The 13,097-nt window shown below is 65.2% G+C and carries 13 protein-coding genes and 4 tRNA genes; 10 read left to right on the top strand and 7 right to left on the bottom strand.

Annotated features, from left to right (window positions below):
• The first annotated feature begins 11 nt into the window (after nt 1–11).
• Nucleotides 12–1,508 (top strand): CoA-acylating methylmalonate-semialdehyde dehydrogenase, encoded by a 1,497-nt coding sequence (locus JDO7802_RS15185; RefSeq protein WP_055086783.1) that lies wholly within the window; start codon nt 12–14, stop codon nt 1,506–1,508.
• 45 nt (nt 1,509–1,553) lie between these two features.
• Here the strand turns inward: JDO7802_RS15185 and JDO7802_RS15190 are convergent, their stop codons facing one another.
• A complete protein-coding gene (locus JDO7802_RS15190) occupies nt 1,554–2,150 on the bottom strand; it encodes a DUF805 domain-containing protein (RefSeq protein ID WP_055086784.1) in 597 nt (198 codons plus the stop codon).
• Between the two features lie 210 nt (nt 2,151–2,360).
• Here JDO7802_RS15190 and JDO7802_RS15195 point away from each other — a divergent pair, with 210 nt between their 5' ends.
• From JDO7802_RS15195 to JDO7802_RS15220, 6 genes are all read left to right on the top strand, one after another.
• A complete protein-coding gene (locus JDO7802_RS15195; RefSeq protein WP_055086785.1) occupies nt 2,361–2,951 on the top strand; it encodes a L,D-transpeptidase in 591 nt (196 codons plus the stop codon).
• Between the two features lie 120 nt (nt 2,952–3,071).
• Nucleotides 3,072–4,211 (top strand): acyl-CoA dehydrogenase family protein, encoded by a 1,140-nt coding sequence (locus tag JDO7802_RS15200; protein ID WP_055086786.1) that lies wholly within the window; start codon nt 3,072–3,074, stop codon nt 4,209–4,211.
• A 68-nt stretch (nt 4,212–4,279) separates the two neighbouring features.
• Nucleotides 4,280–4,573 carry a hypothetical protein gene (locus tag JDO7802_RS15205; protein ID WP_055086787.1) on the top strand — a complete coding sequence of 98 codons (294 nt, stop codon included), beginning with the start codon at nt 4,280–4,282 and terminating at the stop codon, nt 4,571–4,573.
• Entirely contained in the window at nt 4,570–5,601 is a 1,032-nt protein-coding gene (locus JDO7802_RS15210) for an enoyl-CoA hydratase/isomerase family protein (RefSeq protein WP_055086788.1), read from the top strand. The genes JDO7802_RS15205 and JDO7802_RS15210 overlap by 4 nt, the downstream gene beginning before the upstream one ends.
• Entirely contained in the window at nt 5,598–6,467 is an 870-nt protein-coding gene (mmsB, locus tag JDO7802_RS15215; protein ID WP_055086789.1) for a 3-hydroxyisobutyrate dehydrogenase, read from the top strand. The genes JDO7802_RS15210 and mmsB overlap by 4 nt, the downstream gene beginning before the upstream one ends.
• 76 nt (nt 6,468–6,543) lie before the next feature.
• Nucleotides 6,544–7,926, top strand: coding sequence for a leucine-rich repeat domain-containing protein (locus JDO7802_RS15220; RefSeq protein ID WP_222836411.1), 1,383 nt, complete (start codon nt 6,544–6,546; stop codon nt 7,924–7,926).
• 171 nt (nt 7,927–8,097) lie between these two features.
• On the opposite strand, the gene JDO7802_RS15225 is transcribed toward JDO7802_RS15220, so the two are convergent.
• The 3 genes from JDO7802_RS15225 to JDO7802_RS15235 form a co-directional block, all read right to left on the bottom strand.
• A tRNA-Asp gene (locus tag JDO7802_RS15225) sits at nt 8,098–8,174 on the bottom strand.
• Nucleotides 8,175–8,200: 26 nt separating this feature from the next.
• Nucleotides 8,201–8,277 (bottom strand) — tRNA-Asp (locus JDO7802_RS15230).
• A gap of 112 nt (nt 8,278–8,389) precedes the next feature.
• A complete protein-coding gene (locus JDO7802_RS15235; RefSeq protein ID WP_055086791.1) occupies nt 8,390–9,328 on the bottom strand; it encodes a pirin family protein in 939 nt (312 codons plus the stop codon).
• 151 nt (nt 9,329–9,479) lie between these two features.
• On the opposite strand from JDO7802_RS15235, the gene JDO7802_RS15240 reads away from it, so the two are divergent.
• Nucleotides 9,480–10,229 carry an SDR family NAD(P)-dependent oxidoreductase gene (locus JDO7802_RS15240; RefSeq protein WP_055086792.1) on the top strand — a complete coding sequence of 250 codons (750 nt, stop codon included), beginning with the start codon at nt 9,480–9,482 and terminating at the stop codon, nt 10,227–10,229.
• A 92-nt stretch (nt 10,230–10,321) separates the two neighbouring features.
• On the opposite strand, the gene JDO7802_RS15245 is transcribed toward JDO7802_RS15240, so the two are convergent.
• The 3 genes from JDO7802_RS15245 to JDO7802_RS15255 form a co-directional block, all read right to left on the bottom strand.
• Nucleotides 10,322–10,397, bottom strand: a tRNA-Val gene (locus JDO7802_RS15245).
• A 38-nt stretch (nt 10,398–10,435) separates the two neighbouring features.
• Nucleotides 10,436–10,963: a histidine phosphatase family protein gene (locus tag JDO7802_RS15250; RefSeq protein ID WP_055086793.1), complete on the bottom strand. Its 528-nt coding sequence runs from the start codon at nt 10,961–10,963 to the stop codon at nt 10,436–10,438.
• 34 nt (nt 10,964–10,997) lie between these two features.
• A tRNA-Val gene (locus tag JDO7802_RS15255) sits at nt 10,998–11,069 on the bottom strand.
• Nucleotides 11,070–11,195: 126 nt separating this feature from the next.
• Between JDO7802_RS15255 and JDO7802_RS15260 the strand changes: the two genes are divergently transcribed.
• Together JDO7802_RS15260 and JDO7802_RS15265 are read left to right on the top strand one after the other, a co-directional pair.
• A complete protein-coding gene (locus JDO7802_RS15260; RefSeq protein WP_222836412.1) occupies nt 11,196–12,074 on the top strand; it encodes a 5'-methylthioadenosine/S-adenosylhomocysteine nucleosidase in 879 nt (292 codons plus the stop codon).
• A gap of 77 nt (nt 12,075–12,151) precedes the next feature.
• Entirely contained in the window at nt 12,152–13,063 is a 912-nt protein-coding gene (locus tag JDO7802_RS15265) for a glutaminase (protein WP_055086795.1), read from the top strand.
• The last annotated feature ends 34 nt before the right edge of the window (nt 13,064–13,097 follow it).

The raw sequence follows: 13,097 nt of genomic DNA on the forward strand, positions 1-13,097 counted from the left end.
GGGAGGGTCGCATGGAAAATATCGGGCATTGGATCGACGGCGCGCAGGTTTCCGGATCGGGTCGCACGGCGGACGTCTACAACCCCGCCACGGGCGAGGTGCAGGCCAAGGTGGCGCTGGCTTCGGCGTCGGATCTGGACCGCGCCGTCCAAGCCGCCGCCGCCGCGCAGCCCAAGTGGGAAGCCACGAACCCGCAGCGGCGCGCGCGCGTCCTGATGAAATTCGTCGACCTTCTCAACCGCGACATGGACAAACTGGCCGAAGCGCTCAGCCGCGAGCACGGTAAGACCCTGCCCGATGCCGCCGGCGACGTGCAGCGCGGTCTGGAGGTCGTGGAATTCTGCATCGGCGCGCCGCACCATCTGAAGGGCGAATTCACCGACAGCGCCGGCCCCGGCATCGACATGTATTCCATGCGGCAAGCCTTGGGCGTCACCGCCGGCATCACGCCGTTCAACTTTCCGGCCATGATCCCGATGTGGATGTTCGCCCCCGCGATCGCCGCCGGCAACGCCTTCATCCTCAAGCCATCGGAACGTGACCCGTCCGTCCCGATGATGCTGGTCGAACTGCTGGAGGAGGCGGGGCTTCCCAAGGGCATCCTGCAGGTCGTCAACGGCGACAAGGAAGTGGTCGATGCCATCCTGGACCATCCCGTGATCCAATCGGTGGGATTCGTCGGATCGACCCCCATCGCGGCCTACATCTACGAACGCGCCAGCGCGCAGGGCAAGCGCGCCCAGTGCTTCGGCGGGGCCAAGAACCACATGATCATCATGCCCGACGCCGACATGGAGCAGGCCGCCGATGCGCTGGTCGGGGCGGGCTATGGTGCGGCGGGCGAACGCTGCATGGCGATTTCGGTCGCAGTCCCCGTGGGCGACGAGACGGCGGACCGCTTGATCGCCGCCCTCGCCCCCAAGGTGGAGGCGCTCAAGGTCGGGCCCTATTCATCGGGCAAGGACGTCGATTTCGGCCCGGTCGTCACGGCGGCGGCCAAGGACAACATCCTGGGCCTGATCCAGTCCGGCAAGGACGCGGGTGCCAAGGCCGTGGTCGACGGCAGCAAGATGTCGGTGCAGGGCTACGAAGACGGGTTCTTCGTCGGCCCGGTCCTCTTCGACCATGTGACCAAGGACATGGACATCTACACCAAGGAGATCTTCGGCCCGGTCCTGTCGTGCGTGCGCGCGGCCGACTACGAGGAGGCTCTGGGCCTCGCCATGGACCACGAATACGGCAACGGCACCGCCATCTTCACCCGCGACGGCGACGCGGCCCGCGACTTCGCCAAGCGCGTGAATGTCGGGATGGTGGGTGTGAATGTGCCGATCCCCGTGCCGCTGGCCTACCACACCTTCGGCGGCTGGAAGAAGTCGATGTTCGGCGACCTCAATCAGCACGGGCCGGATGCTTTCAAGTTCTACACCCGAACCAAGACCGTGACCGCGCGCTGGCCCTCGGGTATCAAGGAAGGCGGCGAATTCTCCATCCCCGTGATGGAATAGGATAACGCGAGGGGCCGTTCACAACGGCCCCTTCGTTGGCTTCGGTCAATTCGCCATCCGCGACGCCCGCAAGGCGCGCAGCTCCTCGGTCGTGGTCAATTCGTTGACCGGGTTGTACGGCTCGCCCGGCAGGCCCTTGGGGATGGTCTTGCGCGGCAGGTCGGCCCGAAGCGTAACGTCCTTGCGGCCCTTGCCGGATGTGGGCGGCGCGCCATAGCGATTGTGCCCGTCGTCCCCTGGCGCGACCGTCAGGATCAGCAGGATGATCCAACCGACGAAGGGCACCGCCTGGACCCACCACCACCAACCGCTGCGATCGGTGTCGTGCAGGCGGCGCACGGTGGCCGAAATGCTGACGACCCAAAAGACGGCTGAAAAAGTCAAATAGATGAAGTAATTTCTCGCCGTCCCAGCCAGGACGCCTTCCAATCGTCGGCTGGCATCCGCGGTGGGCAGACCCGATTGTTCCAGCGCCGCAAGATCACCGATGACCGGGACGAGCGGCAGCAGGATCACTCCGCTTGCGATGAAGCTTGCCACGAAAAACACCAGCATGAACCACCAGAATTCGCTGCGCGACGCCCGTCCGGCAAAGGTGACGGCCTTCCTGACGCAGCTGGCGGTGGCTTGAATCGGTCCCATTTAGACACTCCGTCTTTGTACCGTCGTCGATCTGGCCTTGAAATCAGGCGTCGATGCGACCGATTTGCGGAGATTGGCGGACGTCGCGGTTGATTTTCAGGATGTTGCTACAAATCGGAAGCGGCGTGATTGCGCAAATGTGATGGCCGCGCCCCTTTCGGAAGACCCGGATTCTTGCTATTCGCCGGGCAAAATATCGGAGATCACACCATGCGCGATCAGACCCGTCGTAGCCTTATTCTCGGGGGCGCCGCAGCCCTCGCCACGCCCACGATCCTGCGGGCGCAGCAACCCACGGCCGAGCAGTTCGGGGGCGTGACCGGCCCCAGCGAGGCGCGGCGCAACACCTCCAGCTTCACGCGGATCGACTGGCGCGACCATTTCGAGGTGCTTGGTGCAGCCACGATCATCTGTGACACCACCTCGCGCGCGCTGCACTATTGGGACAGCACCGGCACGGATTACCGCCTCTATCCGACGTCCGTCCCGATGACGGACGAGCTGACGCGCCGGGGCTATACCGAAATCGTGCGCAAGAAGGTCGGTCCCAGCTGGACGCCGACCCCCAACATGCGAGAGCGGAATCCCGACCTGCCCATCACCATGGCCGGAGGCGAGTTCGGCAATCCGCTTGGCACGCACGCGATGTACCTCGACTGGCCCGCCTATCTGATTCACGGCACGCATGACACGCGCAAGATCGGACGTCGGTCGTCGTCGGGCTGCATCGGCCTCTACAACGAGAAAATCGCCGAGCTGTTCGCGATCACGCCGATCGGCGCACAGGTCCGCGTCATCTGACACGATCTGCTGCGACGGCGTGACGGCGCGTCCCTTCGGGGCGCGCTTTTTCGTTTGCCCTTTGCGCCCCCGCATCGCACAATTGAACAAGCGTTCGATTAAAGGCACGGGAGGGTCTTCATGGACTTCGCACTTTCCGAGGAATCGGAGGCTATCTTCGACATGGCCCGCGACGTCGGCATGGCCGAGATCGCGCCGAACGCCCGCGAATGGGAAGCGCTTGGCACGATCCCCCGCGACCTCTGGCCCAAGTTGGCACAGCTTGGCTTCGGCGCGCTCTACGTCTCCGAGGATCAGGGCGGGTCGAACCTGTCGCGGCTGGATGCGACACTGGTGTTCGAGGCGCTGTCGATGGCCTGCCCTTCGGTCGCGGCCTTCCTGTCGATCCACAACATGTGCGCCAAGATGATCGACACCTTCGGATCCGACGATCTCAAGGCGCGCCACCTGCCCGACGCCGTCACCATGGAAAAGGTGTTCTCATATTGCCTGACCGAACCGGCCAGCGGGTCGGACGCGGCCGCTTTGAAGACGCGCGCGGAACGGACGAACGAAGGGTACCGCCTGACGGGCACCAAGGCGTTCATTTCGGGCGGCGGATATTCGGACGCCTATATCGTGATGGCCCGCACCGGGGACGACGGCCCCAAGGGCGTGTCGGCCCTGATCGTCGAAGACGGGTCCGAAGGGCTGTCGTTCGGGGGGCTGGAAGACAAGATGGGCTGGCGATCCCAACCCACCCGTCAGGTGCAGCTGGACGATTGTCTGGTGGACGCAGACGACCTGCTGGGCGACGAAGGTCACGGGTTCAAATATGCGATGGCCGGCCTGGACGGAGGGCGTCTCAACATCGCCGCCTGTTCGCTGGGGGCCGCGCAGCAGGCCATGGACCAGACGCTGGATTACATGCGGGAGCGTAAGGCCTTCGGCCAGCCAATCGCGGAGTTTCAGGCGCTTCAGTTCCGCCTTGCCGACATGGAAATCGAACTGCAGGCCGCGCGTACCTTCCTGCGCCAAGCAGCATGGAAACTGGACACGCAGGCCCATGATGCGACCAAATTCTGCGCCATGGCCAAGAAGATGGTGACCGAAACCGGAAGTCGCGTTGTCGATCAATGCCTGCAATTGCACGGCGGCTACGGCTACCTCGCCGATTACGGGATCGAGAAATTGGTCCGCGACCTGCGCGTGCATCAGATCCTGGAAGGCACGAACGAGATCATGCGCATGATCGTCGCGCGCGACATGCTGCGGGCGTGATCCCGTCGTTCGATCCACCGATCTGGTTGCGGCGTTGGTACCTCGGTCAAGAGGTGGCCGCTTTGCGGATGGCCGAAACGGCAGGAGGGCATGGGATTTTCCCTGCGATCCGCGTGGCGACCCTGCCCTTCTGGCCAGCTATCCCCCTCTTGCTGACCTGCCCGCTCGTCTTTCCAAGCGATAGTGAAGCGGCTGCAATCATATTCTTCTTTGCGACGATCCCAGTGCTCTATCTGTTCATCCTATTCTTCTACTGGAGCCGCCAGACCGGCAAGGCCCTCGGGATCGGCAACCCGGTCGATCCCATCGCCATCTTCGCCCTGAGACGGAGACGCGAAGCCGAATTGGAGGCGTTGCAATGACCGACATCCTGATCCGCACCGAAGGCCACGCCGGACGCATCACACTGAACCGCCCGGACGTGCTGAACGCCCTGTCCTGGGACATGTGCCTGAAGATCGAAAAAGCGTTGCGGAACTGGTCTTTGGACGATGACGTTCATGTCATTCTGATCGACGCAGCCCCCGGCCGCGCCTTTTGTGCCGGCGGCGACATTCAGGCGATGCACGCCGCGGGGACCGAGCAACGCTGGGACTACGGCCAACGGTTCTGGGCCGACGAATACCGCATGAATGCGCTGCTGTTCCACTTCCCCAAGCCGGTGGTCACCTTCCTGCACGGCTTCACCATGGGCGGCGGCGTCGGGGTCGGATGCCACGGGTCGCACCGCATCGTCGATGATACATCCCGCATTGCGATGCCCGAATGTGCCATCGGCCTGATCCCGGACGTCGGCGGATCGCTGATCCTGGCGCGTGCGCCGGGGCGGCTGGGCGATTATCTGGGCACCACGGGCACGCGGATGGGGCCGGGGGATGCGATCTTTGCCGGCTTCGCGGATTACTACCTGCCCGGTGCGTGGGAGGATCTGAAAGCGGCCCTGTGCCAAACCGACGACGTCTCGGCCATCGACGCCGCCGCCGCTCCGCCACCCGAAGCCCCCTTGAAGGCCGCCCTGAGCGAGATCGACACGCTGTTCGGCGGAGAGACCCTTGCCGATATCGCCCGCACGGTGAACGCCGCCGACACCCCGCTGGCCCGCGACGCGGCGGCGGCCCTGGCGCGCAACGCTCCGCTGTCGATGGCCGCCTGCGTAGAGATCCTGCACCGGCTGGGCGACGATCCAACCATCGAACAGGCGCTTGGTCTTGAATACCGCTTCACCGCCCGCGCCAGCGAACAGGGCGATTTCATCGAAGGCATCCGCGCCCAGATCATCGACAAGGACCGCGCCCCGAAATGGGCCCATCCCGGTCCGCAGGACGTGCCGCTGGCCGATCTGTCGGCCATGCTGCGCCCCTTCCCCCTGACCCTGGAGGCCTCCACATGAAAATCGCATTCATCGGACTTGGAAACATGGGCGCGCCCATGGCCGCGAACCTTGCCGCCGCCGGCCATGACGTAACCGGCTTCGACATGGCCGCGCCCGCGCCCGACGGGGTGACGATGGCCGAAAACGCCGCCGGGGCCGCATCGGGCGCGGACATCGTCGTTACCATGCTGCCCAACGGCGACATCCTGCGCGCCGTCGCGGCGGAGGTCGTGCCGGCGATGCAGGCAGGCGCCGTTCTCCTCGATTGCTCCACCGTCGACGTGGACAGCGCGCGCGCCGTCGCGGACATGGCCGCGGATCATGGCTGCGGCGCGCTGGACGCGCCGGTGTCGGGCGGCATCGGCGGCGCGGCGGCGGGCACGCTGACCTTCATGGTGGGCGGGGCCCAGGACGCGCTGGCCAAGGCCATGCCGCTGTTCGACGTGATGGGTGGGCGCACCGTGCATTGCGGGCCGTCGGGCAACGGACAGGCGGCGAAGATCTGCAACAACATGATCCTGGGCGCGACGATGGCCGTGACCTGCGAAGCCTTCGCGCTGGCCGACAAGCTGGGGCTGGACCGTCAGGCGATGTACGACGTCGCCTCCACCTCCTCGGGGCAGTCGTGGTCGCTGACCACCTATTGCCCCGCGCCGGGCGTCGGGCCGACCTCGCCGGCGGACAATGGCTACAAACCGGGGTTCGCCGCCGAGTTGATGCAGAAGGATCTGGGGCTGGCGCTGCAGGCCGCCGAAGCCGTCGACAGCCCCACGCCATTGGGAACGGAGGCGTTGCGGCAATACACCGACTTCGTCGAGGACGACGGACGCGGCAAGGATTTCAGCGCGCTGTTGGAGCGGTTCGTGGGTCGGGGGCGAACGTAGATCGACATTCCCCGTCAGGGTTGCGACCCGCCCCGTCCTGCGCAAGGTTCGCGCGACGGGGTAAGGGGTTACGCGAATGGCAAATGAAGATTGGGACGAAGCCCTTCGACGGATTGGGAAGTGTGGGGGATACGGAAGCGTGCTAGATCTCCGGGGGCTTGCGATTGATCGCATACCTGATGAAATCACGAAAATACCCGACCTCGAGAGTCTCTATCTCGATTCGACCCAGATTTCTGACGTGTCGCCCCTCTCCGAAATGGCTTGGCTCACATTTCTTCAACTTGGAGACACTAGAGTTTCTGATCTTTCGCCACTTTCTTCCAAAGCTTCAACAAGGCTTAGACGCCTCGACATCGAGAATACGATGGTAGTCGACCTGTCCCCAATTTCGAAGCTCAAGGGTCTTCAGTATATCAACCTCGACGGTGTTCACGCTTCCGACTTCCGCCCGCTCTTGGATCTTCCAGAGATCACTCCTGATTATCCGATTAGCTCCGGGAGAAGCCTCTCCTTCAAAAGGGCCGCGGCTTGCGCTGATGCGAAAATTGAAGCCGCCTCACAGGTCAGCTCTGAAGAAGCTAGGATCCAAGCTCTGGTCGCCCACCTGCGCACCCTTCCCCCGTGGCCGGAGCCTTTGCCGCAAGACATACCGCCAAGACCGGCTGATCCGGACGCCATCTCGCCGCCGGAACAGGATCCGGACCTCAAGCTTGTCTGGGGTGAAAACGGCTTCGATTTCTTCGCCGCGCAGGCCGGACGCGATCCCATTGTTGATGCCGCGCTGGAGGAGTTGCGACAACTCCTCGAAACTCTGCTGCGCAAGGGAAACGCACACGATGATCTGTATGCGCGCGCCCGAAAGGCCCTAACCCTGCTCGACACGGACCTGCCCGATGCGCTGAAGTTGCACATCCAGTATCAGGCCTTGATGCGGCTCCATGCCGGGGCGGACGCGCGCCAAGAGAAATTCGACGACGAAACGGTCGCTGCCCTCGCCAGTCTGCGCGATGTGGTGCCAGGCATCACGCTGACGAACCCCGACGTCCTGACCTTGATTGGACGGCAGGAGGCGGACCGAACGGCCACACCGTTCGGCGTGGACCCGGCCCGCGAGCGCGCGGTGCTGGACCGCATGGCCGATAAAGACGCCCCCTTCGCCCCCGCCGTCCGCGATGCAGCGGTTGCTGCGGCGGACCCAGATCGTGCGGACCGTCTCACTAGCCTGCGGCGGATCCTAAGCCGAAATGGGATGATCGCAATGCTCAAACTAGGTGCGCGTGCTGCTGTTGCCGGTGTCATCGGAACGGGGTCATGGCAAGGGCTCACATGGGCGGTTTCGAACGCAGATACGCTCACGTCCCTCGCGCTGTCCCTGGGTGACGACATCTATTGGTGGGCCCGAACGATGCTCGACCGGATCAGGGCCCTGCTCGAGGTCCGCGCTGCCGGGCCATGATGCTCTGACACCACCCTCTGACGCGACACCAAAACCCCGAGCACGCTCTCATTCAACCCGCGAAACCACGTCTGCCCCAGATCACCCGTGGATCACCCGCAGATCACCCATGGATCCGACACAAAAATGCAACGTAGGTAGGCGCACGGTCTTCGTACGAAAGGGAGGGAGTGGCGCGGTTGACGGGGCTCGAACCCGCGACCCCCGGCGTGACAGGCCGGTACTCTAACCAACTGAGCTACAACCGCGCATCACGCGGGGGACTGGTGGGCGGTGGCGCGGTTGACGGGGCTCGAACCCGCGACCCCCGGCGTGACAGGCCGGTACTCTAACCAACTGAGCTACAACCGCAGCCTTTGCCCGCCAGTCCCCCGGCGTGTGCGCGGTTTATGGTGCGTCCCGGCGGGCGTCAAGCGCGATAGCATCGCAATTCGCGCCTTTTGTCGCGCCCGCCGATCCGGCCCTAGCGATCGGGCAACGGGATATGCTCCGCATCGTCGCCCGGCGGCAGGCTGAAGCGTCCGTGCGCCCAGTCGCCCGCGCGCCACGCCTCCTTGGCGGCATCGATCTTCTCGCGCGAGGAGGCTACGAAATTCCACCAGATATGGCGCGGCCCCTCCAGCGTATCGCCGCCCAGCAAAAGCACGCGCGCACCCTGATCGCCCGCTTTCAACGACAGACGGTCGCCGGGGCGGAACACCATCATGCGACCTGCCTCGAACGTCTGGCCGGCGACCGACACGTCGCCGGACATCACGTAGACACCGCGATCCTCGTGGTCGTCGGGCAGCGGGATCATCGCTCCCGCCTCCAGCATCGCGTCGGCGTAGAACAGGCGGCTTGCCGTTTCGACCGGGGCGGAGGCACCCCAGGCGTCGCCCAGGATCATGCGGACCTGCTTGCCCTCGGCCTCCAGCATCGGCAGGTCGGCTTTGGGCGCGTGGACAAAGGCCGCGGCGTCCTCCTCCCGGTCCTCGGGCAGGGCCACCCAGGTCTGAATGCCGAACAGCGACTTCTCGGTCTGGCGATACGCGCCGTCCATCCGCTCCGAATGGGTGATGCCGTTGCCGGCGACCATCCAGTTGACCGCGCCCGGTTCGATCCATTGATCGGTGCCCAGCGAGTCGCGGTGATGAATGCGTCCTTTCATCAGATAGGTCACCGTGGCCAAGCCAATGTGCGGATGCGGGCGAACGTCGATGCCCTGCCCCGTCAGGAATTCCGCCGGGCCCATCTGGTCGAAGAAGATGAACGGCCCGACCATCTGCCGCCTGGGCGCGGGCAATGCGCGCCGCACCTCGAAGCCGCCCAGATCGCGGGCGCGGGGCACGATGACCGTTTCAATGGCATCGACGGCGTTGCCGATGGGGACGTGGGTGTCGAGAATGGGGTTCCAGCTCATGTCGCGCTCCTCCGGCTTTGATGGTGAATTTAGGAGGAATGGATACAGCGCGCCACCGGCGGGGGCGCACGGACCCCCTGCGCATTTCCGCAACCCGTTGGCATTGCCGAGATCCCCGTGCAACGTGGCGGCGAACCGAAGGGGAGACGGCATGACGAAGACGGCAGTGGTGACGGGGGCCGCGCGCGGCATCGGGTTGGCGACGACGAAACTGTTCCTGGCGGAAGGCCGGCGGGTGATCATGGTCGACAACGACGAGGCGGAGCTGGCGAAAGCCGCCGACGGCCTGACCGGGGCGACGCCCCTGCCCTGCGACGTCAGCGACCCGCAGGGCGTGAACCTGCTGGCGCGGGCGGTGATGGACGCGGTGGGTCGGGTCGACGCACTGGTCAACAACGCCGGCCTGGCCGATTTCGGTCCGATCGAGCAGACGGATTTCGAGCGGTGGCGCGCGGTGATGGCGACCAATCTGGACGGCGTCTTTTTGATGAGTCAGGCGCTGACGCCCGCGCTGAAGGCCACGAAGGGCGCCATCGTGAACATCGCGTCGATCAGTGCGCTGCGCGCCTCCACGCTGCGCGTGGCCTATGGCACGTCAAAGGCCGGCGTCGCACATCTGACGCAGCAACAGGCGGTGGAGTTGGGGGAACACGGCATCCGCGCGAATTGCGTCTGTCCCGGTCCGGTCCGCACCAAGCTGGCGATGGCGGTGCACACGCAGGACATCATCGACGCCTATCACGACGCCATCCCGCTGAACCGATATGGTCAGGAAACGGAGGTTGCCGAGGCGATCGTCTGGCTATGTTCCGACAAGGCGAGCTTCGTGACCGGTCAGCGTCTGGCCGTGGACGGCGGGTTCGAGGCGACGGGCATCGGCCTGCCGTCACTGCGGGAATGATTTGAAGTGCGTCCGGCTCGGACCGAAGGCCGCGGCGCGCCCGACTTTGTCGGACGCTTTCGCGCATTCAGAGTTTGCTTTGCGGGCTTCTGTGGTGGGTGGTGAGGGGCTCGAACCCCCGACATCCTCGGTGTAAACGAGACGCTCTACCAACTGAGCTAACCACCCGCGTGGCGGGGATAGCGTGGACCGCGGGCCGCATCAAGTCATCGCAGGACCGTCTCTTCGCCCGCCTCGATGCGATGCACAACGCCCTGAGGGTTGGTCATCCAATCCCAGTCCGACAGGTCACGGCCCGTCAGAAGGGCGCGCAGGGCAATGCCCGTCACGCCGTGGGTCACCAGGATCGCCGGCTTGCGCAGATCCCCCAGCAAACCATCGACGCGGCGCGTCAAGGCCGCCCGCGTCTCTCCGTCCGGGCTGTCGAACCGCCACCCCGGACCGGGCGGCTGGTCCATCTCCTGGCGGGTCCGGCCCTGCCTACGTCCCATGTCGATCTCCGCCAGGCGGTCGTCGACATCAGCGGACAGACCGGCCAGCGCGGCGGTGGCACGCGCGCGACCGAGCGGACTGACGAGGACAGGTGCCGTCACGCCGAACCTTCGCAGGATCGCCCCCTGACGCGCCGCCTGCACCTGACCGAGCGGCGTGAGCGCCGAGTCGAGCCGCCCCTGAAGGCGACCCTCGACGTTCCAGACCGTCTGACCGTGCCGCAAAATGTAGAGAGGCGGCATCGGCGGACCATCTGGCGAAAAAAGGGGGTGGCGGTGGGTGATAAGGGATTTGAACCCCTGACATCTTCGATGTGAACGAAGCGCTCTACCACTGAGCTAATCACCCGAACCGTGCCCGTTCTCTAGACAAACGCGATACGGGGTTCAAGACCCGCGAACCGCATCGGTGCAGATCGTTGACGCCGCGCCTTCGGGCGGCGACCCTTGGGGGGACCCAAAGGATTGCATGCCCATGAAATACTTCCTCCTCCCCCTTGCGCTGCTGCCCGCGACGGGCCTGGCCGAGCCGCGGATCGCCGTCATCTCTGCCTTCGAGCCGGAGTGGATCGCCCTGCAGGACGGGCTGGAGGATGCGGAAACGCAGCTCATCAACGGCAACCGTTTCGTGACCGGCACGATGGACGGGCAAGAGGTCGTGTTGTTCCTGTCCGGCATCAGCATGGTGAACGCCGCGATGACCACACAACTGGCGCTGGAGCGGTTCGAGATCGAGGCGATCGTCTTCTCGGGGATCGCGGGCGGCGTCGACCCGGATCTTTCGATCGGGGACGTCGTCGTGGCGGCGCGATGGGGCAATTACCTCAACACGATCATGGCCCGCGAAACGGCGGATGGCTTTGCGATCCCGCCCTGGATGACGTCGGATTTCGGACCGCTGGGTATGATGTTCACCCGCACCGAAGCGGTGCAGAGCGCCCGCGCCGATGCGCCTGAGCGAAAGTTCTGGTTCGAAGCCGATCCGGCGCTGCTGGAAAAGGCGCGGACGCTGGCCACGGACTTTGACCTGCCGGCCTGCAACGCCGACGGAACCTGCCTAAGCGAAGCGCCCCAGATCGTCGTGGGCGGAAACGGCGTGTCGGGCGCTGCCTTCGTCGACAACGCGGAATTGCGGGAATGGGCCTTCCGGGAATTCGATGCGCAGGTTCTGGACATGGAAAGTGGGGCCGTCGCACAGGTGGCCTGGGCCAACGAGGTGCCGTTCATCGCCTTCCGGTCCCTGTCGGATCTGGCCGGCGGCGGCGACGGCGAGAACGAAATGGGGACCTTCATGTCCATCGCGGCCGGCAATTCCGCCGGCGTCGTGCGCGCCTTTCTTGCCACGCTGGACTGACCCGGCGACTTCAAGCGACGGCCGACGAATGGCATTTAGCCTTGCCGCCGCGCGGTGGCTGACCCAGAACCGCCCGCATGGACGTGCAGCGCATCCTCGACGATATCGGGACGGACATGGCCGCCCGGCCCGACCGGGGGCTGGCGGCGACCTATATCCCCGAACTGGCCGGCATTGATCCTGCGCAATTCGGCTTGGCCGTCGCCCTGGCCGACGGCCGCGTCCTGACCACCGGCGATGCAGACGTGTCCTTCTCGATCCAGTCGGTCTCCAAGGTCTTCACCCTGGCGCTGGCCCTGGGCCGCCAGGGGGACGGGCTGTGGTCGCGCGTCGGGCGGGAGCCGTCGGGCCATGCCTTCAACTCCATCCTGCAGTTGGAAACCGAAGCGGGCATTCCGCGCAATCCGTTCATCAACGCCGGCGCGCTGGTGGTGACTGATACCATTCTGGACGGGCGGGCGCCCAAGGAAACCCTGGCGGAGCTTGTGCAATTCGTGCGCGCCGCTGCGGACGACGACGACCTTCATATCGACGCGGACGTCGCGCGATCCGAACAGGCGCATGGTCACCGCAACACCGCGCTGGCGGAGTTCATGGCCGCCCATGGCAACATGCGAAACCCGGTCGAAAAGACGTGCGGGACCTATTTCCACCAATGCGCCATAGCCATGACCTGTCGTCAGCTTGCCCTCGCGGGGCGGTTCCTGATGGGCGCGCCCGACATGCCGCGCCTGGTGTCACCCGCCCGGATGCGACGGGTTCTGGCGCTGATGATGACCTGCGGACATTACGACGCCTCGGGCGATTTCGCCTTCCGCGTCGGCCTTCCGGGAAAAAGCGGCGTGGGCGGCGGCATCCTGGTGATCGCACCGGGCCGCGCGTCGATCGCCGTCTGGTCACCGGGATTGAACGCAAACGGCAATTCGCATCTGGGCAGCATCGCGATGGAAATGTTGGCCGCGCGAACCGGATGGTCCGTGTTCGACTGAAACGAAAAGGGGCACCCGAAGGTGCCCCGATCGT

Source organism: Jannaschia donghaensis (genome assembly GCF_001403795.1).
Lineage (GTDB): Bacteria > Pseudomonadota > Alphaproteobacteria > Rhodobacterales > Rhodobacteraceae > Jannaschia > Jannaschia donghaensis.